Here is a 19,901-nt window from a genome sequence, read left to right on the forward strand (position 1 = left end):
ACGAGACAGGAACCACCCCATGCTGCTGACCCCCGACCAGGAATCCGTTCGCGAGGCCGTGCGCGCCTTTGCGCAAGCCGAACTGTGGCCGCACGCCCCGCAATGGGACCGCGACCACAGCTTTCCGAAAGAAGCGCACACCGGCCTCGCCGCGCTGGGCGCCTACGGCATCTGCGTGCCGGAAGACGACGGCGGGGCAGGGCTGGACTACGTCACGCTGGCCATCGTGCTCGAGGAAATCGCGGCAGGCGACGGCGGCACCAGCACCGCCATCAGCGTGACCAACTGCCCCGTCAACGCCATCCTCATGCGCTATGGCAATGCGCAACAAAAGAAGAAGTGGCTGCAGCCGCTCGCGCAAGGCCAGATGCTCGGCGCGTTCTGCCTGACCGAGCCGCAGGCGGGCAGCGATGCGTCGAGCCTGCGCACCACCGCGCGGCGCGATGCCGACGGCTACGTGATCGACGGCGTCAAGCAATTCATCACCAGCGGCAAGAACGGCCACGTCGCCATCGTGATCGCGGTGACGGAAAAGAGCGCAGGCAAGCGCGGCATGAGCGCCTTCCTGGTGCCCACCGATGCACCGGGCTACAACGTCGCGCGCCTCGAAGACAAGCTCGGCCAGCACAGCAGCGACACCGCGCAGATCAACTTCGACGGCTGCCGCATTCCCTCCGAGAACCTGATCGGGCAGGAAGGCGAGGGCTACAAGATTGCGCTGGGCGGGCTCGAAGGCGGGCGCATCGGCATCGCAGCGCAAAGCGTGGGCATGGCCCGCAGCGCCTTCGACGTGGCGGTGGCCTATGCCAAGGAGCGCCAGGCGTTCGGCGGCGCCATCTTCGACCAGCAGGCGGTTGGCTTCCGATTGGCCGAATGCGCCACGCAACTCGAGGCGGCGCGCCAGCTCATCTGGCACGCGGCTGCCATGCGCGACGCAGGCCTGCCCTGCCTCAAGGAGGCCGCCATGGCCAAGCTCTTTGCCAGCGAAATGGCCGAGAAGGTCTGCAGCGCCGCCATCCAGACGCTGGGCGGCTATGGCTATGTGAACGACTTCCCGCTGGAACGCATTTATCGCGACGTGCGTGTGTGCCAGATTTATGAAGGCACGTCCGACATCCAGAAGCTGTTGATCCAGCGCGCACTCGCTTGACCGCCGACGCCTGCCCCTGCGGACGCGGGTTGCGACCCGGCAAGCCGCTCACCTATGCGCAATGCTGTGGTCGCTTCATCGACGACTTTGCGAACACGCCGGCGCCCGATGCCGAATCGCTCATGCGCTCGCGCTACACCGCTTTTGTGCGCGAGCGCGGCGACTACCTGCTCGCCACATGGCACGCCAGCACGCGGCCGGCGACGATCGATTTCGAACCCGACATGCGTTGGCTCGGCTTGGCCGTGCGCTCGCACATGCAAGTTGATGATGGCCATGCCGAAGTCGAATTCGTGGCCCGCATGCGCGACGCCTCGGGCCGCGCGACGCGGCTGGAAGAGCGCAGCCGCTTCCTGCGCGAGGCCGATGGCGACCTCTGGCGTTGGTACTATCTCGACGCCGTCGTGCATGTCGATGACGAAGCCTGAAGCCCTCTCTTTGCAATGACACCTTTCCCCTTCGATGCCGTGCTGTTCGACTGCGACGGCGTGCTGGTCGATTCCGAACCCATCACCAACCGCGTGCTGCGCGACATGCTGGAAGAACTCGGCTGGTCGCTCACGCTGGAAGAGTGCATGCGCACCTTCGTGGGCAAGGCGGTCATGGACGAGACGGCATTGATCGAGGCCAACACGGGCGTTCAGCTGACGAACGAGTGGCTGCTGAGCTTTCGGGCCCGGCGCAATGAAGCGCTCGACCGCGACTTGGTCGAGATCGACGGCGCGCCCGCGGCGGTGCGCGCGCTGCACGCGAGCCTGGGCGGCCGCATTGCCTGCGCGTCAGGCGCGGACCGGTTCAAAGTCGAACTCCAGCTGGAAAAGATCGGCGTGCTCGACGCCTTCAAGGGCCGCATTTTCAGCGGCCATGAGATGCCGCGTTCCAAGCCTGCGCCGGATGTCTATATCGCGGCGGCGCGTGCGCTGGGCGTCGAGCCTGAGCGGTGTGCGGTAGTTGAAGACACGGTGACGGGCGCGATGGCGGGTATTGCCGCGGGTGCGACTGTGTTTGGCTACAGCCCGGGTGGGTTGAGTCACAGCAGTGCGGATGCGCTCCGGGCGATTGGGGTGGCGCAGGTTTTTACGGAGATGGGGCGGTTGCCGGAGGTGCTGGCGGGATACGGGGCGCCGCTTGCACGGCGTCCAGCGGACTGAGCAGGCCGCGCCCTGCCTGAGTGGTGTCGCATTGCCATCAGTTGGAGCGACCTGCTACGAGCCAACTGCTCGCGCCCCGCAGTTGGGGCGGCGGCTCACCATTCGTCAGACGCCAAGGAGACGCAATGACGGTCAAACGCATGGACAACGTCGGCATCGTTGTCGAAGACATCGATGCTGCCATTGAGTTCTTCACCGAACTTGGCCTCGAGCTGGAGGGGCGCGCGCCAATCGAAGGAGACTGGGCAGACGGCGTCACGGGATTGCGCAACATGCGCGCCGAGATCGCCATGATGCGTACGCCCGACGGTCACAGCCGGCTCGAGATCTCCCGATTCCTCGCGCCGCCTGTGGCCGCCGATCACCGCAGCGCCCCGGTGAACGCGCTCGGTTACCTGCGCGTCATGTTCACCGTGGAGGACATCGACGATACGCTCGCCCGGCTCGTCAAGCGTGGCGCGAAGCTCGTCGGCAAAGTGGTCCGGTATCAAGACAGCTATCGGCTCTGCTACATCCGGGGGCCCGAGGGAATCCTCATCGGGCTTGCCCAGGAGCTTGGGTAGCCATGGCCATTTCCGGATCTCAAGCGCTCATCGTTGGCGGGGTGCTCAGCGCCGCGGCTGCGGTGGCTCATTTGGCTTGCATCTTCCTGGGCGCGCCTGCATACCGGTTCATGGGCGCAGGCGAGAAGATGGCGCGCGCCGTTGAGGCCCGGAAACTCCGGCCTGCTTTTGTGACGCTGTTCATCGCAGCCGTGCTCTTCATCTGGGCTGCTTATGCGTTGGCAGGCGCTGGCGTCATTCGTGGTCTGCCGCTTGCAAAGCTCGTGCTCCCCGCCATCTGTGCCGTGTACTTGCTCCGCGCAGTTGCATTCCCTGTGCTCAGGCCAGCCTTTCCCGAGAACTCCCGGACCTTCTGGCTCGTTTCTTCTGGCATTTGCCTTGTCATTGGGCTGGTTCACGTCTACGGCGTTGTCTTGCGATGGTCAGTGCTGTGATGTCAAACTGTGCGTTGTGGGGCAATCGATTGCAAAGAAGGCATCGCGATGAACATGAAGGCGAAAAATGAACGAGAAACGCTGATCCATACCCTGAAGACGCGTTTCGAGAAGAACATGCACCGACATGCCAAGGTCGCATGGGCCGATGTGCAGGAGCGGCTCGAAAGCCATCTCGATGCGCTCACGTCGCTAGGCCACATGGAAGCCACAGGCGGTGAGCCGGATGTCATTGGCCACGACAAGGAGTCCGGTCACTTCATCTTCTGTGACTGCTCCCCGGAAAGTCCCTCAGGACGCAGAAGTACCTGTTACGACGAAGAGGCGCGCAACGCCAGGAAGGAGCACAAGCCCGATTCCAGCGCAGTCGAAATGGCTACGGAGATTGGCGTCGAGCTGCTGACGGAAGAGCAGTATCGAGCGCTGCAGACGCTTGGTGAATTCGATACCAAGACCTCCAGCTGGATCAAAACGCCATCGGACGTGAGAGCACTGGGCGGCGGCCTCTTCTGTGATCGGCGATATGGCAAGGTCTTCGTCTATCACAACGGCGTGCAGTCTTACTACGCGGCCAGAGGTTTTCGTGGATTGCTTCGGGTTTGAACTTTGCCGAAGCGCAGCGCCGGGGAGCCTTGCCGGTCGCTCGGGCCGACGCCCTCGGCAAGGCGCTTGGTCCGTTGCTCAACTTCAACGTTTGGGGGCCGACATGCACAGGTTCAACGTGTTCGGACACATCGTCGGCATCGAGCGGCAGGGCGATCGATGGCAGGCCTTCGACATGGGTGCGGAGGGCAAGCGCCGACCTGCTGCGTTCGTTGTCCCCGAGTTCATCCCGGAGCATGAGCTCGAGCAATATCTTGCCGATCTCTTCCACGAAAGCGCAACGCCCACCAATGGCGAGGTACGAAGAATTCCATGAGTTCAAGTGCCGCGCCTGCAAGTGAGTCAGCGCGGCCACCCAGCGCTTGCCGTTCGCGGCGCACACCTTCCAGCTTTCCGTCGTCCATCCTGGTCAGGTCTTCCAGGATGAGGTTGTTGGAGCTCGCCTCGACATAGTTGGGGTCCACCCACGTGCCAGCAAGCTCGAATTTGATCTTGACCTTGCTGTTGATGAACCCCTGGTTGCTTTCTGCAATGGCCAACTGTGCCGTGGCCTGGAGATCCGTTATGAGCGACTTCATGGCCTCGTTCGTAGCGACTACGAGGACGCGCAATGTGGTGATGTCGTCGGCGCTTGGTGCAGGTGGCGGTGGCGGTGGTGGTGGTGGTGGTGGTGGTGGTGGAGGCGGAGGAGGTGCTGGTGCTGGTGCGGGCGCCGGCGCTGGTGCCGTGCTGCAATCGCCCAGCGGTGTCCACGCGCCCCAAGGTCCGGCGGCGCTCGGGTCGTCACCCTTCGTCCACCACTTGCTTTCATAGTTCTTGCCTTGCCAGGTCACTTTGGCACCGGCTCGGTCGTATGTAGTCGCCGCAGACCAGGTGGGGTTGCATGATGACGAAGGCGGCGCCGGCGCCGGTGCCGGAGTCGGAGTCGGAGTCGGAACAGGCGTCGGGGCTGGAACTGGCGCCGGAGCCGGAACTGGCGCCGGGGCCGGCGGAGGCGGCGATGGCGCCGGAGCCGGGGCCCCGGCACCACAAGCCCCTACCGATGCCCACGCACCATACGGACCGCTTTGCGTTGGATCGTCGCCTCGCGTCCACCACTTGTTCTCGTAGTTCTGGCCGTTCCGGCTCACGCGTTTACCGGGCGTGTCGTAGGTCTGGTCAGCGCTCCACGCAGGCGTGCACAGGAGTGCTGCACTGGCCGCGCTCACCCTTGCTTCAGGTGGCGGTGGAAGTTCGTCACCGACGAGCGTCGGAAGCTTTGATTCATCGACCTCGACAAGCGCATGCCCGCCGCCGGCCAAGGGGGTGATGTTGAACAACTGACCGTTGTAGCGAACTGTCCCCGTGATCCTGTCGCCATTGCGCACGATGGTGACTGCGTTCTGGTCATCGGCTGGCGCCTCCGCTGCGGAGCGGCTGCGCCCCGGCGAAAAATTGCCGTGCCAGACCTGCGTGCCATCGTTGAGCGTTTCAAACTTCTGCTTGAGCGCCAGGCGCCCGTCTGCACCGGGCAAGTCAATGGCAATCGTCGGCGTATCGTTGGCGACCACGCCCGGGTTCGGGCTGATCACCTCGAAGCTGCGCGTGGATGGCAATCGCGCGACGGGCTCGGCGCTGCGTGCTGCCCTTTGCGCGGGCTGGCGTGCAAAAAGGGAGTTGCCTTGAATCTGCGCAACGCTGGAATAGCCGAAGCCACTTCCCAGCAGCGCAAGAAGAATGGCTGATTGACGATGCTTCATCAGAACCTCCCGAAGTGCCCGCAAATGGGAGGTCCTTATATCTGCATGGAAGGGCCTATTCCCTTGCACGAGGAGGCTGCGTTACGCTGCTTGCATGAACCTGGGGGCGATTACCCGTTCGACGCACTCATTGCATTGAATTTACCCCGTGTGTACGCCTTTCCCATGGCCGTTGAGCGAGGCACTGGTGTATCGCTGACGATGCTCGTATCCAGCAAGAAATCGCGGAGCAACATGAAGACCCAGTACTACACCGCATCGAGCCTCGACGGATTCATCGCCACCGAAGATGACTCGCTCGAGTGGCTCTTCCCCCTCGGCGACATCAACGACACGAGCTATCCGGCTTTCATCAAGGAGGTGGGGGCGCTCGCCATGGGCTCGTCCACGTACGAGTGGATGCTGCGTCATGTCGTCAAACCCGGAACCGGTCAAGCTGCGCCGTGGCCCTATGCACAGCCGACCTGGGTGTTCTCGTCTCGCCACCTTGAACCCATACCGGGAGCGGACATCCGCTTCGTACGCGGCGAGGTTCGACCCGTGCACGACCAGATGCAGCTGGCAGCATCCGGCAAGAACCTGTGGATCGTTGGCGGCGGGGACTTGGTGGGTCAGATCTACGACGCGGGGTTGCTGGACGAGGTCATCGTTCAGGTCGGTTCCGTCACCCTGGGCAAAGGCAAGCCGCTGTTGCCGCGCCGGATCATGGGGGCAGCTGCGCTGCGACTGACATCCGTTCAACAGGTCGGGTCCGGTTTCGCGGAGCTTCGGTACGAAGTGCCCCGACCTCGTTAGTTTGGAGGATGCCCGCCGGATTCGCCTGGCTATAGATTGCGCAGGTCACATACTCAACTGGAGCCCGACGATGTCAGAACAGAGGCCGGTTCACGTTCTTCAGCCGGGGCAGCAGTTGTACAGCCGCTGGCGCGAGGCGAATGGCCAGGTCATCAAGAACCTGAAGGCGATGCGCCTGACGCCGGACGGAGGCAATCCCGATCCGATGGTGCATGCCACGTTCGTGGATGACCTCGGGTTGTCGCTCTACATTGCCCGCAGCTCGCTTTATGGAGGCGACATGGAGGCCTTCTTGCCGCGGGACCTGGTGATGTGGCAGAGCTACTTCAATCCGCTGCAGGCTTTCAACCAGAGCTACGTGCGGTCCCGCCACTACACGAAAAGGTTTCCGATTGATTTTGTCTGAGGCCTTGACGCGGCGACCGCAGTTGCGGGAAATTCAGGCGGCCCATGTCCGCTCATGCTCCACAGTCAAAGCCGGATTCGAAACGCCGCGCCCTGCTGGCAGCTGTCACGTGCCCCCCGCTCATTGGCGCATTCACCCCGGTGTGGGCAGGCAACACGTCTGCACATCCTGATCCCAAGTGGTACGAGGCGGCGCTGTCCATGCGCCGACAGGCCGAGTCGTGGGGCGACCAGCCCTATGGTGCCGTGCTGGTGCTGGAAGGCACGCTGGTCGGTGAGGGGCCGAGTCGCGTCGTCAAGAACCAAAGCATGGATGCGCATGCGGAGCGCGAGGCGATCCGGGACGCGCAGCGCCGGCTCGGTCGAAAGGAATTGCCAGGCACGATCCTGTACTCGACGTCCCGGCCTTGCAGTTTGTGCGAGGCGGCAGCGGCCGAGGCGCAGGTGAGCCAGATGTATTTCGGGTCCGGATTGACCGACGCCGGTGTGCCGCGCCGCACACGCGATTGACCATCAGCGGCGCGCCTTCCACAGCAGGCCCGCCGACACAAAAAAGGAGCTGCCCATGTTCGCCGGTCATGTGGGTGCAGCCTTGGCGCTCGGGCGAGCCGAACGACGGGTGAACGTGGGGGCGTTCGTTGTCGCGGCCCTTCTTCTCGACATCGTGCTCTGGCTGCTGGTGCTTGCCGGGTGGGAGTCCCTTGTCATTCCCGCCGACTTCGCCAGCACGCATCAGCCGGAGTTCGTCTTTCCGTACTCGCACGGGTTGCTGGCGAGCATCGCCTGGTCCTTGCTCGCCGCGGTGGCCACCGCCATCGCCTGTGCCCGCCTTGGTGCCGCGCGCTGGCGTGCCGCTGCACTCGTCGGCGCCGCGGTGTTCTCGCACTGGATTCTCGACGCGCTTGTTCACCGACCTGAATTGCCGCTGGCCGGTACCGGCTCGCCTCACGTGGGTTTGGGCTTGTGGCAGAGCATGCCTGTCGCGTTGATCACTGAGGCGGCTGTCGTGGCCGCCGGCCTGTGGCTGTTCGTGTCGGGGAGCCGCCTGCCGCGCGGCAAGCTGATTGCGATGGTGGTTTTCACGCTCACGATCCTGGTCTTCACGGTGGCTGGGATGACAGTCGCGCCACCTCCGCCGTCGGTGCTGGCCATGGCCGCGAGTTCACTGGCCTCGCTCGTCATCGTCTGCGCGCTGGTCTGGTGGCTCGGCAGGCCACCGCAGTAGCTCGGATGGATGCGCAGCGACGATCGCTAGCGAGCAGTCACTTGCACCATGCCGATGCAGAACCCGGCCAGCAGCAGGACATTGAGCAGCATGCCCCCGATGTGGAGCCGGCGGAACCGTCCGATGGCCGCTGAATCGTCGGCAGTCATGGTGCTGCGCAGCGAGTCCATGCGCCCCACGATCGAGCGGCGAGCCGCGAAACCGAGCAGGGCGATGCAACCCAAGGCCAAGCCAATGCCGGGCCTTCCGGCCAGGACATAGCTCACGGCACCCACCGTCGCCGTGGTCATGAGCGCCATGTAGTAGACGTTGAACAGTCCACGGATGAAGCGCGAATCCAGGGGCGTGTCGTGCTTGAGGATGAGCAGCGGCAAAGAGCCCATCATGAAGAACCCCATCCAGACGAGCAGCGCAACGGTCGAGATCAACGCAATGATCAGCATTGAAAGGTCCTGGGGCAGGGCCGCTGGCGCGGCGCTTTTGACAATGAGATGGGATCAAATTCTAGCGGTGCGCATAGCTGACGAACGTGTCTGATTCAACGGCATGTCTGCGGGCTAAAGTAGGCGGCATGCAAGCATCAGATATCCCGTTTGGAACGACCCACCGGCCTTGCGCCGAGTTAAGGAACAGTCGAATCTTCACCTTCCTGCCACGCATGCGCCACCAAGTCGCAGACCACAACGCATGAGGCGGGCTTGTCTATTGCTGGCGCTGGCGTTTGCTGGCGCGCCAGCCTTGACCCAGCCGGTCAGCGCATCGAAATTCCCTGCGGCCGCCGTTGCTTTCCTCGACGCGGAATTGCCAAAGATGGATGCTGCGGTCTTGGCAAATGACCAGACCTACTTCGGTGGCAGCAGCGAGCGCATGCAGCAGTTCCTTGACGCCTGGGGACTCAAGTCGGACAAGGCGGCGCTGGTTGCGCATCCCGTGTGCACGGATGCCGTCACGGACTTCCAGGTCGTTGGCCTGTGCCGGATGCTTCCGGCCGGCCCGATCTGCGACCCTGGGACCTTCATTCCGAAGTTTGAAAGGAACCTCGCGCAGTGCCGTGCCGCAGCGAAGACAGATCGACCGCTTGAGCTGAAGCCCGTGCCCCAGCCTTGATCGATGCAATCTCGCAGCCCCTCAACCATCCAGGACAACGCATGACAAACATCGCCAAGGGAACATTTGAAGTCAAGGTTCTGCCGCTCGCCTTCGAAGGCCAGGCGGAGGGAAGCAAGCTGGGAAGAATGTCCATCGACAAGACGTTTTCCGGCGATCTGATCGCGACGACAAGGGGTCAGATGCTCAGCGCGGGCACGGATGTCAAAGGCTCCGCGGGGTACGTCGCGATGGAGCAGGTGGAAGGCACGCTGAACGGGCGTAGCGGAGCCTTCGTCCTTCAGCACTCGGGCACCATGAACAAAGGCTCGCCGAGCTTGTCCGTCACCGTGGTTCCGGACTCCGGCACGGGCGAGCTTGTCGGTCTGGCGGGTGAACTGAAAATCATCGTTGCCGAAGGCAAGCACAGCTACGAGTTCAGCTACGTGCTGGCATGGAAAGGATCATGAAAATGCAAGGTCAATGCCTGTGTGGTGCAGTCAGCTTCACGTCGCCGCCTGCCACGGAGATCGGGGCGTGTCATTGCGGCTTCTGTCGCAAATGGGGTGGGGGACCGATGCTGGCGGTCCATTGCGGACCCAAGGTGGAGTTCCAGGGCGCCGAACACATTGGGGTCTATGCCTCTTCGGACTGGGCGGAGCGGGCCTTCTGCAAGCAGTGCGGCACCCATCTCTACTACAAGCTGCTGTCGACCGGCGAGTACTTCGTGCCCGCCGGCGCTTTCGATTCGACCGACTTCAAGCTGGCGAGCCAGATCTACATCGACAAGAAGCCGCCGTACTACAAGTTTGCCAACCAGACGCCCATGCTCACCGAGCAGGAGGTGATCGCGCAGTACGCGCCGCCGGCCGATGGTGCGGCGCCTGAGAAGCCTTGATGCGTTTCGTCAGCAGGGATTAGCCGATGGCGCCCGCAGTGCCCGGTGGCGCGGCCGGCAGCGTCAGCGCCGCTCGTAGACTCCGCGCATGACCCTCCCTGACGACACCGCCACCCTCGCGCCCCTTGCCGAAATCGCCGCCCGCGTGGGCGCCGCCTTGCGGGCGCGTGGCGAGACGGTCGCGGTGGCGGAATCCTCGGCGGGCGGGCTGTTGTCTGCCGCGCTGCTCGCCGTTCCCGGCGCGTCCGCGTACTTCCTGGGCGGGGCCGTCGTCTACTCGCGGCGGGCGGGGCGCAACCTGCTCGGCATCACCAAGGAAGACATGGTCGGCATGCGTGCCGAAACCGAGCCCTATGCCCGCTTCATCGCAGGCCGGATGCGCGACACCCTGCACGCCAGCTGGGGCATCGCCGAGAGCGGCGCGGCCGGCCCCACGGGCAGTCCCTACGGTGACGCGCCGGGCCACGTCTGCGTGGCGGTGGTGGGCGGTCAGCAAACGCGCAGCCGCACCATCGAGAACGGCGGCACGGATCGCGCCGCGAACATGGACCTGTTTGCGCGCCAGTTGCTCGCCGTGTTCGAGGAAGTGCTGCGCGCGCAGCCGGCTCCCACGGAGCGTGCGCACGGTGCGGGCGACCCGCCGCCGCTCACGCCTTGAGCGCATCCTCCTGCCATTCACCCACATCCGCGCCGGGGTCGGAAATCGGGTGCAGCTTGTCGCTGCGGCAATAGCAGGTCCAGCCCTCGAACACCACGTCGTAGTAGGTGCCGGGCATGTAGCCGGGGTCGGGCGCCTGGTAAGGCGCCGACACCACCTCGACGATCCGGCCCACCGCCTTGCGCGTGGCGGGGCTGGCCTCGCAACTGCTGTCCACGTAGCACAGCGTGCCGATTCGGATGATGGTCACCGCAAATCCTCCGGATGGAGAAAAGACAAGGACGTGATTTTGCGGCGCAATCGTCAAGGCTGCTTGTGCCCGCGCGCATACGCGTTGCACAGCTCGAAGAAAGCCTCCAGTTCGGTCGACTTGTCGAACACCGCGTCCGCGCCCAGCGCGACGCAGCGCCGCCGGATGTCCGGCGTCGCGTAGTTGGTCAGGATCACCACGTGCCGACCGGCCGGCCGCTCCTGGCAGGCGCGAAGGATGGACAGGCCCGAACCTTCCTTCAGGAACAGGTCCACCACCGCCAAACGCCAGGAGTCCTTGAATTCCTCGAAAGCCGCGGCGGCCTCGGAAGGGGTTTCGGCCGTGGCGACAACTTCCACTTCGGACAGCTCGGCCATCGCCGCCATCAAACTGTCCCGGATGGTCTTGCTGTCTTCGACAAGAATGGTGATGAGCGGCATGATGGCGAAGCGCCGACGAAACTTATACATGGTGGCCGACACGTTCTTGTAGGCCAAGAGCGCATCCGCACAAGGCTTGCAGGCCACGTGCGGGAAAATTCCGCAAAGGAGCCACCAGGATGCCCAAGCCCGATCCCATGCTCGCCACACCGCCCGCCGATCCGGCGCCGGCGATCGCCGATGCGCTGGAAAAAAACAAGCAGGTGGCCGAGGAAATCAAGGACGCCGCCGACGACCTGCTGGTGGTGCACACCGTCCTTGAATCAGAACTGCCCGAAGGCACCCGGCAGGCGGAGATCGACCAGGCGGTCGAGCAAACGGGAGAGATCGAAAAGCGGCTGGCCAAATCCGCCGAGGTGCTGGACCAGGTGAACGAAGCGCTTGAACGCGCAAGCGAGGCGGGAAAGGCGTCGTAAGAAGTCGGGCGGCCCGGCCGTCTCCGCTTCTGCCCCCAAGCGCATTCGAACCCGATTCAGCCTTGCCCGGCCCCCCGGCGAAACTCGCCCGGCGTGGCGCCCGTCCACTGCCGGAACGCGCGGGCAAAGCTCTTCTCGTTGCGAAACCCGACCGCTAGCGCCACCTGCTTGATCGGCTTGGCGGTGCGCCGCAACTGGTCGATGGCCTGCTCGCGCCGGACCTCGTCCTTCAGGGCCTGCAGCGAGGCGCTTTCTTCCAGCAACTGGCGGTGCAGCGTGCGCGCCGAGATGTTGAGGAGGGCCGCCAGCGCCTGCGCGTTCGCCGTTTCATGGGGCCGCGTGCGCAGCAGCTCGCGCACGCGCTGGCCCAGCAGCCGGTCGCGGCGGTACTGCAGCACGGTCAGCGGCAAGGCGCGCTTGAGCATGGTGCGCAAGGCGCGCTCGTCGCGCTGCAGGGGCAGGGCGAGGTAGCGCTCGTCGAAGCTGTAGCTGGCGCCGGTCGCGCCGAAGTGCACCGTGTCGCAGAACATCAGCGGATAGGCGTCTGCATGTTGCGGCGCGTCAAACGGAAAGGCCGCCTCGCGCAGCGACAGCCGCGAATCGATGGCCCAACTCGCGTAGCCGTGCAGGAAGCGCAGCATCGACACCAGGCAGAACTCGCGAAAGGCGCCAAGGTCCCGGTGCTCGGTGACGGCCACGGTGGCCAGGCCCGCGTGCGTGGTCAGCCGCAAGCTGACGTCTTGCGTCAGCAGGCGATGGTGCCGGCACCACCGCTTGATGGCCACACCCAGGTCTGGCGCGGTGAGGGAGGCGCGGCACAGCATGCCGTAGCTGCCCCAGGGCAGGCGGCGCGTGAACCAGCCGAGCGCCTCGTCGTCGAGTTCCTGCATCGCGTGGGCGTTCAGCACCTCGAACTGCGCCGCCGTCACGCGGGCCTTGGGGTTTCGCAGTTCACGCGGCGCGATCTGTGCCTCGCTCAGCGCCTGCGCGGGGTCGCGCCCGTAGCGCCCGTAGGCCAGCACAATCGCCTGCACGAAGGCCATGGGGGTGGCGGCGCGGCTGCTGCCGCGGAGGGCGGGCGTGGGCATGGGTCAGTTGTGTCGATGTGGCGCAATTTGCAACCATTGTGGCGCCAATTGCGCCACGGCTGGGCGTAAGCTGCGGTCTTCGTGCGCTTCCAGCCGCATCGGCAAGCGCCGCATCGACGACCCTGAAGGAGACACCCCCCATGCACGATCCCGGCCTGAATTTCGACCTGGGCGAGACCATCGATTCCCTGCGCGACGCGATCCAGAACTTCGCCGCCAACGAAATCGCACCCCGCGCTGCCGCCATCGACAGCGAAAACCTCTTCCCGCACGACCTGTGGAAAAAGCTGGGCGACCTGGGCTTGCACGGCATGACGGTGAAAGAGGAATACGGCGGCACCGAGCTGGGCTACCTGGCGCACATCGTCGCCATGGAAGAAGTCTCGCGTGCATCCGCCTCGGTGGGCCTGTCTTACGGCGCGCACTCCAACCTGTGCGTCAACCAGATCCACCGCAACGGCAGCGAAGCGCAGAAGAAGAAATACCTGCCCAAGCTGGTGAGCGGCGAGCACGTCGGCGCACTGGCCATGAGCGAGCCCAACGCCGGCTCCGACGTCGTCAGCATGAAGCTGCGCGCCGAGAAGAAGGGCGACCGCTACGTGCTCAACGGCGGCAAGATGTGGATCACCAACGGCGGCGATGCCGACACGCTGGTCATCTACGCCAAGACCGAGCCCGAGATGGGCGCGCGCGGCATGACGGCTTTCATCGTCGAGAAAAGCTTCAAGGGCTTCTCGGCCGGCACCAAGCTGGACAAGCTGGGCATGCGCGGCTCCAACACCTTTCCGCTGTACTTCGACAACTGCGAAGTTCCGGAAGAGAACGTGCTGGGCGGCGAAGGCATGGGCGCCAAGGTGCTGATGAGCGGCCTGGACTACGAGCGCGCCGTGCTCTCCGGCGGCCCGCTGGGCATCATGGCGGCGTGCATGGACGCGGTGCTGCCCTTCATCCATGAACGCCAGCAGTTCGGCCAGAGCATCGGTGAATTCCAGCTGATGCAGGGCAAGCTGGCAGACATGTATTCGACGTGGCAGGCGACGCGTGCCTACGTCTACGCCGTGGGCAAGGCGTGTGACCGCAACGACCACGCGCGCACCTTCCGCAAGGATGCGGCGGGCGCGATCCTGTACTCGGCCGAGAAGGCGACGTGGATGGCCGGAGAGGCGATCCAGGCGCTGGGCGGCGTGGGCTACACGAAGGACTTTCCGGTGGAGCGCCTGTGGCGCGACGCCAAGCTGTACGAGATCGGTGCGGGCACGAGCGAGATCCGCCGCATGCTGATCGGGCGCGAGCTGTTCGCAGAAACCGCCTGACGGTTTTCACTCCCTCCCCCTCCGGGGGAGGGCAGGGGTGGGGGCACCGGGCTTGCGATCTGGACGCAGCCCCCCATCAAGTGCAGCATGCCCCCATCCCAACCTTCCCCCGGCGGGGGAAGGAGCAAGACAAGACACAGGAGACGTTGGACCATGAACACGACTGTTGCTTCGAACCAGAGCTACGCCAGGGGCGCCACCGACGTCCCGCTCATCGAGCAGACCATCGGCGACTTCTTCGACGACATGGCCGCACGGCATCCCGAGCGTGACGCGCTGGTCAGCCACCACGAAGGCAAGCGCTTCACCTACCGCGCCTTGCAGTCCGCTTCCAGCCAGCTTGCAAGCGCCCTGCTGGCCACGGGCTTGGCACCGGGCGACCGCGTCGGCATCTGGTCGCACAACAACGCGGCGTGGGTGCTGATGCAGATCGCCACGGCCAAGGCGGGCCTCATCCTGGTCAACATCAACCCGGCCTACCGCACGGCGGAGGTCGAATACGCGCTCAACAAGGTCGCGTGCAAGGCGCTGGTCACCATGTCGCGGTTCAAGACCAGCGACTATTTGGGCATGCTGCGCGAACTGGCGCCTGAATTGGCCGACGCGAAGCCGGGCGCGTTGAACTCGGCGCGCCTGCCGCACTTGAAGCGCGTCGTGTGGATCGACACGGAAGGTCAGGGCGCGGAGGAGCCGGGCATGCAGCGTTTTTCGGCGCTGCTCGCCAGTGGCAAGCCCGACGACTCGCGCGTGGCCGAAGTGCAGAAGACGCTGCGCGCCAACGACCCCATCAACATCCAGTTCACCAGCGGCACCACGGGCTTTCCCAAAGGCGCCACGCTGACGCACCGCAACATCCTGAACAACGGCTTCTTCATCGGCGAGTGCATGAAGCTCACCCCTGAAGACCGGCTCTGCATTCCCGTGCCGCTGTACCACTGCTTCGGCATGGTGCTGGGCAACCTGGCCTGCATCACGCATGGCTCGGCCATCGTGTATCCCAACGACGGATTCGATCCGCTCACGGTGCTCGAAACCGTGCAGTCGGAAAAGTGCACCGGCCTGCACGGCGTGCCGACGATGTTCATCGCCGAACTCGACCATCCGCGCTTCAAGGAATTCGACTTGTCGACGCTGCGCACCGGCATCATGGCCGGATCGCCATGCCCGACCGAGGTGATGAAGCGTGTGGTCGAGCAGATGCATTTGAGCGAGATCACCATCGCCTACGGCATGACGGAAACGAGCCCCGTGAGTTGCCAGAGCTCCACCGACACGCCACTGGTTAAGCGCGTGTCGACCGTCGGGCTGGTGCAGCCGCATATCGAGGTCAAGATCGTCGACCCCGAAACGGGCGAGATCGTGCCCCGCGGCACGTCGGGCGAGTTCTGCACGCGCGGCTATTGCGTGATGCACGGCTACTGGGAAGACGAAGCCAAGACGCGCGAAGCCATCGACGCCGACCAATGGATGCACACCGGCGACCTCGCGACGATGGACGCCGAGGGCTACGTCAACATCGTCGGCCGCATCAAGGACATGGTGATTCGCGGCGGCGAGAACATCTATCCGCGCGAGATCGAGGAATTCCTGTACCGCCACCCGAAGGTGCAGGACGTGCAGGTCGTCGGCGTGCCCGACAAGAAGTATGGCGAAGAGCTGTGCGCGTGGATCATCGTCAAGCGCGACCACAGCGCGACGGAAGACGACATCCGTGAGTTCTGCAAGGGCCAGATCGCGCACTACAAGGTGCCGAAATACATCCAGTTCGTCACCGAGTTTCCGATGACGGTGACCGGCAAGATCCAGAAGTTCAAGATTCGCGATGCGATGAAGGAGCAGTTGGGCTTGAACGAGGAAAAGACCGCATGAGCTGCGCTTCTTCAATGTCCTCATCTTGTCCCCTCTCTCCTTCTTGTTCCCTCTCCCTCCGGGAGAGGGCCAGGGTGAGGGCTCCGGGCCTTCGCAAGCGTACTGCCTTCACCACCGCCCATGCCCTCACCCCAACCCTCTCCCGGAGGGAGAGGGAGGAAGACACACGCCTCCCCAATGGGTGAAGCAGGAACACAAACAATGAGCAAACTCGAAACCAAACTCAACGCCCGCTCTGCCGACTTCCAGTCCAACGCCACCGCCATGCGCGCGCTGGTCGACGACCTGCACGCGCAGTTCGCCAAGACCGAGGCCGGCGGCGGCGAGGCCGCACGCGCCAAGCACACCGCCCGCGGCAAGCTGCTGCCACGCGACCGCGTCGCGCAACTGTTGGATCCCGGCACGCCCTTCCTCGAACTCTCGCCCCTTGCCGCCCACGGCATGTACAAGAACGATGCCCCTGGCGCAGGCCTCATCGCCGGGATCGGCCGCGTGAGCGGCGTCGACTGCATGATCGTCTGCAACGACGCGACCGTGAAAGGCGGCACCTACTACCCGATGACGGTCAAGAAGCACCTGCGCGCCCAGGAAGTGGCCGAGCAGAACCGCCTGCCGTGCATCTACCTCGTCGATTCCGGCGGCGCCAACCTGCCGAACCAGGACGAAGTGTTCCCCGACCGCGACCACTTCGGCCGCATCTTCTACAACCAGGCCAACATGAGCGCGCAGGGCATCGCGCAGATCGCGGTGGTCATGGGATCCTGCACCGCCGGCGGCGCGTATGTGCCCGCGATGAGCGACGAATCGATCATCGTGAAGAACCAGGGCACCATCTTCCTGGGCGGCCCGCCATTGGTGAAGGCTGCGACCGGCGAAGTCGTCACGGCCGAAGACCTGGGCGGTGGCGACGTGCACACCCGCCTGTCGGGCGTGGCCGACCACTTGGCGCAGAACGACCTGCACGCGCTGGCGCTGGCGCGCGCATCGGTGGTCAACCTCAATGCATCGGCCGCGACGAAGAAGACGGCAACCGACCACACGCCGCAGCAACCCGCTTACCCGGCCGAGGAACTCTACGGCGTGATCCCCACCGACACACGCAAGCCCTTCGACGTGCGGGAGATCATCGCGCGCATCGTCGATGGCAGCGAGTTCCACGAGTTCAAGTCGCGCTTCGGCACCACGCTGATCTGCGGCTTCGCGCACATCGAAGGCATGCCGATCGGCATCGTCGCGAACAACGGCATTTTGTTCAGCGAATCGGCGCAGAAGGGCGCGCACTTCATCGAGCTGTGCTGCCAGCGCAAGATCCCCCTGGTGTTCCTGCAGAACATCACCGGCTTCATGGTCGGACGCAAGTACGAGAACGAAGGCATCGCACGCCACGGCGCCAAGATGGTGACGGCGGTCGCCACGGCCAACGTGCCGAAGTTCACCATCATCATCGGCGGCAGCTTCGGCGCAGGAAACTACGGCATGTGCGGTCGCGCGTATTCGCCGCGCTTCCTGTGGATGTGGCCGAACGCGCGCATCAGCGTCATGGGCGGCGAGCAGGCGGCGAGCGTGCTGGCCACTGTCAAGCGCGACGGCATCGAGGCCAAGGGCGGCCAGTGGAGTGCCGACGAAGAAGAGGCATTCAAGAAGCCGATCCGCGACCAGTACGAAGTGCAAGGCCATCCGTACTACGCGACGGCGCGCCTGTGGGACGACGGCATCATCGATCCGGCCGACACGCGCCGCGTGCTGGCGCTGGGCTTGGCGGCCACGCGCAACGCGCCGGTGCCCGAGCCGAAGTTCGGCATCTTCCGCATGTAACGGCAAGGGCAGGCTTCCAATGCAATTCGGGCAGTACTTCGCCGGGCTCTCACGCTACCACGCGTGGGCGACGGCACGTCTGCTGGATGCCAACCTGTCCTCGCTCACGGACGAGCAGTGGCATCGGCACTGCGGCCTGTTCTTCGGCTCGATCCACGGCACCGTCAACCACCTGCTGGTGACGGACAACATCTGGTACGCGCGCTTTGCCGAGAACCATTCGCTGCGCATGGCGCTCGACACCGAACTGCATCGCGAGCGGGCATCGGTGGTCGATGCGCTGACGTCGGCGGTGCAACGCTGGTCGCCATGGATCGCCACGCTCGACCCAACGCGCTTCGACGGCGACCTGCACTACACCCGAAACAACGGCGAGACGGTACAGATTCCATTTGCGCCCGCGCTCGGCCATGTCTTCAACCACGCGACCCATCACCGCGGCCAGATCTCGGCCGCGCTCACGGCGATGGGCCGCCCGGGCCCGGAACTCGACTGGGTCTATCTCCTGCAACAAGAGGCACGTTCTGCATGACTGATCAATTCACCACTCTCGAAGTGCAAGTCGATGGGCCGGTGGCCCGGATCTGGCTCAACCGTCCCGACCTGCGCAATGCCTTTGACGACGTCGTCATCGGCGAGTTGAGCGCGGTCTTCACCGCGGTCACGGCCATGCCCTCGGTGCGGGTGATCGTTCTGGGCGCGCGCGGTCCTGCCTTCTGCGCAGGCGCGAACCTCAACTGGATGCGACGCGCCGCCGACTTCACGCGCGAGCAAAACACAACGGATGCGGCTGGGCTTGCGGTCATGCTGCGCGCCATCCACGAAAGCGCCAAGCCGGTCATCGCGCGCATCCAGGGCGATGTGTATGCGGGCGGCATGGGTCTGGTCGCCGCCTGCGACATGGCCGTGAGCGTCGACACCGCCTGGTACTGCCTGAGCGAAGTCAAGATCGGCCTCATTCCCGCGACCATCAGCCCCTATGTGCTGCGCGCGATGGGCGAGCGTGCGGCGCAGCGCTACTTCCTGACGGCCGAGCGCTTCACGGCGGCCGAGGCGCATCGCATCGGCTTCATCCACGAAGTGGTGGCAGCGGACGCGCTCGACGCCAAAGTCGATGAACTGGTCAAGGCGCTGTGCAACGCAAGCCCTGCGGCCGTGCGTGCCTGCAAGAAGCTGATCGCGGACGTGGCCGGGCGCGAGATCGATGACGCGCTCGTGGCACAAACCGTGCGGGGCATTGCCGACATCCGCGCCAGCGAGGAAGGCCGTGAAGGCGTGCAGGCCTTCCTGCAAAAGCGCAAGCCCAGCTGGTTGCTCGGCTCCTGATCAAAGGCCCGCCATGAACGCACTCGACACCCCTCAATTGCTCGCACTCGCCGGTGCGCTGGGCTGGGCGAGCGGCGTTCGTCTCTATCTCGTGGTGCTGCTCACGGGCCTGGCGGGCTACCTCGGCTGGATCCAGTTGCCCGCTGGCCTGCATCTGCTCGCGCATCCGGTGGTGCTGGCGGCCAGTGGCTTCATGGTTTTTGTCGAGTTCTTTGCCGACAAGATTCCGGGACTCGACTCGCTGTGGGACATGGTGCACACGGTGATTCGCGTGCCCGCCGGTGCGGCGCTTGCTGCTGCCGTGTTCGGCGCTGACAACGGCGTGATGGCGGTCGTTGCCGGCTTGCTCGGCGGCGGCTTCGCAGCCACGGCGCACGCGGCCAAGGCCACGACGCGCGCCGCCATCAACACCTCGCCCGAGCCCTTTACCAACGTCGGCGCTTCGCTGGTCGAAGACAGCATGGTGCCCGCCGGCCTGTGGCTTGCCATCGCGCATCCGCTGGTGTTCGGCATCGTGCTGGTGGCGGTGCTGGTGCTGAGCGTGTGGCTCATTCACAAGAGCTGGCGCTTTCTCAAATCGTTGTTCGCCCGCGTGGCGCGCATATTCAGCGGACGGCCCGACCCCGGTGTGACGTCGGCGTTCCAGATCAAGAAAAACTCCTCCGGAGATTGACCCT

General features: G+C 64.7%; 27 protein-coding genes. 22 read left to right on the top strand and 5 right to left on the bottom strand.

Features of this window, described 5'->3' with window-relative positions; all coding sequences use genetic code 11:
• The first annotated feature begins 19 nt into the window (after positions 1 to 19).
• From QTI66_RS21990 to QTI66_RS22020, 7 genes are all read left to right on the top strand, one after another.
• Positions 20 to 1,150: an acyl-CoA dehydrogenase family protein gene (locus tag QTI66_RS21990; protein ID WP_286562026.1), complete on the top strand. Its 1,131-nt coding sequence runs from the start codon at positions 20 to 22 to the stop codon at positions 1,148 to 1,150.
• Positions 1,147 to 1,578, top strand: a complete 432-nt coding sequence (locus QTI66_RS21995; RefSeq protein WP_286562027.1) for a YchJ family protein — start codon at positions 1,147 to 1,149, stop codon at positions 1,576 to 1,578. The genes QTI66_RS21990 and QTI66_RS21995 overlap by 4 nt, the downstream gene beginning before the upstream one ends.
• A 15-nt stretch (positions 1,579 to 1,593) precedes the next feature.
• Positions 1,594 to 2,301 (top strand): HAD family hydrolase, encoded by a 708-nt coding sequence (locus QTI66_RS22000; protein ID WP_286562028.1) that lies wholly within the window; start codon positions 1,594 to 1,596, stop codon positions 2,299 to 2,301.
• A 125-nt stretch (positions 2,302 to 2,426) separates the two neighbouring features.
• Positions 2,427 to 2,864, top strand: a complete 438-nt coding sequence (locus tag QTI66_RS22005; RefSeq protein WP_286562029.1) for a VOC family protein — start codon at positions 2,427 to 2,429, stop codon at positions 2,862 to 2,864.
• Positions 2,865 to 2,866: 2 nt separating this feature from the next.
• Positions 2,867 to 3,298 carry a hypothetical protein gene (locus tag QTI66_RS22010; protein WP_286562031.1) on the top strand — a complete coding sequence of 144 codons (432 nt, stop codon included), beginning with the start codon at positions 2,867 to 2,869 and terminating at the stop codon, positions 3,296 to 3,298.
• Positions 3,299 to 3,346: 48 nt separating this feature from the next.
• A complete protein-coding gene (locus QTI66_RS22015; RefSeq protein ID WP_286562032.1) occupies positions 3,347 to 3,901 on the top strand; it encodes a DUF4256 domain-containing protein in 555 nt (184 codons plus the stop codon).
• A gap of 103 nt (positions 3,902 to 4,004) precedes the next feature.
• Entirely contained in the window at positions 4,005 to 4,217 is a 213-nt protein-coding gene (locus tag QTI66_RS22020) for a DUF7661 family protein (protein ID WP_286562033.1), read from the top strand.
• Here the strand turns inward: QTI66_RS22020 and QTI66_RS22025 are convergent.
• On the bottom strand, positions 4,126 to 5,640 hold the full coding sequence (locus tag QTI66_RS22025) for a carbohydrate-binding protein (protein WP_286562034.1): 1,515 nt from the start codon (positions 5,638 to 5,640) through the stop codon (positions 4,126 to 4,128). The two genes, QTI66_RS22020 and QTI66_RS22025, sit on opposite strands and share 92 nt — an antisense overlap.
• Before the next feature lie 234 nt (positions 5,641 to 5,874).
• Between QTI66_RS22025 and QTI66_RS22030 the strand changes: the two genes are divergently transcribed.
• The 4 genes from QTI66_RS22030 to QTI66_RS22045 all read left to right on the top strand — a co-directional run bounded on the left by QTI66_RS22030 (position 5,875) and on the right by QTI66_RS22045 (position 8,065).
• A complete protein-coding gene (locus QTI66_RS22030) occupies positions 5,875 to 6,435 on the top strand; it encodes a dihydrofolate reductase family protein (protein ID WP_286562035.1) in 561 nt (186 codons plus the stop codon).
• Between the two features lie 70 nt (positions 6,436 to 6,505).
• Entirely contained in the window at positions 6,506 to 6,841 is a 336-nt protein-coding gene (locus QTI66_RS22035; RefSeq protein ID WP_286562036.1) for a hypothetical protein, read from the top strand.
• A gap of 140 nt (positions 6,842 to 6,981) precedes the next feature.
• The gene (locus QTI66_RS22040) at positions 6,982 to 7,350 is read left to right on the top strand and encodes a nucleoside deaminase (RefSeq protein ID WP_286562037.1); all 369 of its coding nucleotides are present in this window, start codon (positions 6,982 to 6,984) and stop codon (positions 7,348 to 7,350) included.
• Between the two features lie 55 nt (positions 7,351 to 7,405).
• Positions 7,406 to 8,065: a hypothetical protein gene (locus QTI66_RS22045; protein WP_286562038.1), complete on the top strand. Its 660-nt coding sequence runs from the start codon at positions 7,406 to 7,408 to the stop codon at positions 8,063 to 8,065.
• Positions 8,066 to 8,091: 26 nt separating this feature from the next.
• Here QTI66_RS22045 and QTI66_RS22050 read toward each other — a convergent pair whose 3' ends face one another.
• Complete coding sequence (locus QTI66_RS22050) at positions 8,092 to 8,508, bottom strand: hypothetical protein (protein ID WP_286562039.1); 417 nt, start codon at positions 8,506 to 8,508, stop codon at positions 8,092 to 8,094.
• A 262-nt stretch (positions 8,509 to 8,770) separates the two neighbouring features.
• Between QTI66_RS22050 and QTI66_RS22055 the strand changes: the two genes are divergently transcribed.
• From QTI66_RS22055 to QTI66_RS22070, 4 genes are all read left to right on the top strand, one after another.
• Entirely contained in the window at positions 8,771 to 9,172 is a 402-nt protein-coding gene (locus tag QTI66_RS22055; RefSeq protein WP_286562041.1) for a hypothetical protein, read from the top strand.
• 41 nt (positions 9,173 to 9,213) lie between these two features.
• Entirely contained in the window at positions 9,214 to 9,621 is a 408-nt protein-coding gene (locus QTI66_RS22060) for a DUF3224 domain-containing protein (protein WP_286562042.1), read from the top strand.
• Positions 9,622 to 9,623: 2 nt separating this feature from the next.
• Positions 9,624 to 10,049 carry a GFA family protein gene (locus QTI66_RS22065; RefSeq protein ID WP_353506212.1) on the top strand — a complete coding sequence of 142 codons (426 nt, stop codon included), beginning with the start codon at positions 9,624 to 9,626 and terminating at the stop codon, positions 10,047 to 10,049.
• An 88-nt stretch (positions 10,050 to 10,137) separates the two neighbouring features.
• The gene (locus QTI66_RS22070; RefSeq protein WP_286562045.1) at positions 10,138 to 10,707 is read left to right on the top strand and encodes a CinA family protein; all 570 of its coding nucleotides are present in this window, start codon (positions 10,138 to 10,140) and stop codon (positions 10,705 to 10,707) included.
• On the opposite strand, the gene QTI66_RS22075 is transcribed toward QTI66_RS22070, so the two are convergent.
• Both QTI66_RS22075 and QTI66_RS22080 read right to left on the bottom strand, forming a co-directional pair.
• The gene (locus QTI66_RS22075; RefSeq protein WP_286562046.1) at positions 10,697 to 10,957 is read right to left on the bottom strand and encodes a hypothetical protein; all 261 of its coding nucleotides are present in this window, start codon (positions 10,955 to 10,957) and stop codon (positions 10,697 to 10,699) included. The two genes, QTI66_RS22070 and QTI66_RS22075, sit on opposite strands and share 11 nt — an antisense overlap.
• 53 nt (positions 10,958 to 11,010) lie before the next feature.
• The gene (locus tag QTI66_RS22080; protein ID WP_286562476.1) at positions 11,011 to 11,397 is read right to left on the bottom strand and encodes a response regulator; all 387 of its coding nucleotides are present in this window, start codon (positions 11,395 to 11,397) and stop codon (positions 11,011 to 11,013) included.
• 119 nt (positions 11,398 to 11,516) lie between these two features.
• On the opposite strand from QTI66_RS22080, the gene QTI66_RS22085 reads away from it, so the two are divergent.
• On the top strand, positions 11,517 to 11,813 hold the full coding sequence (locus QTI66_RS22085; protein WP_286562048.1) for a hypothetical protein: 297 nt from the start codon (positions 11,517 to 11,519) through the stop codon (positions 11,811 to 11,813).
• Positions 11,814 to 11,869: 56 nt separating this feature from the next.
• On the opposite strand, the gene QTI66_RS22090 is transcribed toward QTI66_RS22085, so the two are convergent.
• Positions 11,870 to 12,901 carry an AraC family transcriptional regulator gene (locus QTI66_RS22090; RefSeq protein ID WP_286562049.1) on the bottom strand — a complete coding sequence of 344 codons (1,032 nt, stop codon included), beginning with the start codon at positions 12,899 to 12,901 and terminating at the stop codon, positions 11,870 to 11,872.
• A 140-nt stretch (positions 12,902 to 13,041) separates the two neighbouring features.
• Between QTI66_RS22090 and QTI66_RS22095 the strand changes: the two genes are divergently transcribed.
• The 6 genes from QTI66_RS22095 (at position 13,042) to QTI66_RS22120 (ending at position 19,897) form a co-directional block, all read left to right on the top strand.
• Positions 13,042 to 14,214, top strand: a complete 1,173-nt coding sequence (locus QTI66_RS22095; RefSeq protein WP_286562050.1) for an isovaleryl-CoA dehydrogenase — start codon at positions 13,042 to 13,044, stop codon at positions 14,212 to 14,214.
• 153 nt (positions 14,215 to 14,367) lie between these two features.
• Positions 14,368 to 16,083, top strand: a complete 1,716-nt coding sequence (locus QTI66_RS22100; RefSeq protein ID WP_286562051.1) for an AMP-binding protein — start codon at positions 14,368 to 14,370, stop codon at positions 16,081 to 16,083.
• Positions 16,084 to 16,284: 201 nt separating this feature from the next.
• The gene (locus QTI66_RS22105; protein ID WP_286562052.1) at positions 16,285 to 17,898 is read left to right on the top strand and encodes a carboxyl transferase domain-containing protein; all 1,614 of its coding nucleotides are present in this window, start codon (positions 16,285 to 16,287) and stop codon (positions 17,896 to 17,898) included.
• A 19-nt stretch (positions 17,899 to 17,917) separates the two neighbouring features.
• Entirely contained in the window at positions 17,918 to 18,430 is a 513-nt protein-coding gene (locus QTI66_RS22110; protein WP_286562054.1) for a DinB family protein, read from the top strand.
• Positions 18,427 to 19,224 (top strand): enoyl-CoA hydratase/isomerase family protein, encoded by a 798-nt coding sequence (locus QTI66_RS22115; RefSeq protein ID WP_286562056.1) that lies wholly within the window; start codon positions 18,427 to 18,429, stop codon positions 19,222 to 19,224. The genes QTI66_RS22110 and QTI66_RS22115 overlap by 4 nt, the downstream gene beginning before the upstream one ends.
• Positions 19,225 to 19,237: 13 nt before the next feature.
• Entirely contained in the window at positions 19,238 to 19,897 is a 660-nt protein-coding gene (locus QTI66_RS22120) for a DUF4126 domain-containing protein (protein ID WP_286562057.1), read from the top strand.
• The last annotated feature ends 4 nt before the right edge of the window (positions 19,898 to 19,901 follow it).

This window comes from Variovorax brevis, assembly GCF_030317105.1.
In the GTDB taxonomy this organism is placed as follows: Bacteria; Pseudomonadota; Gammaproteobacteria; order Burkholderiales; family Burkholderiaceae_C; genus Variovorax; species Variovorax brevis.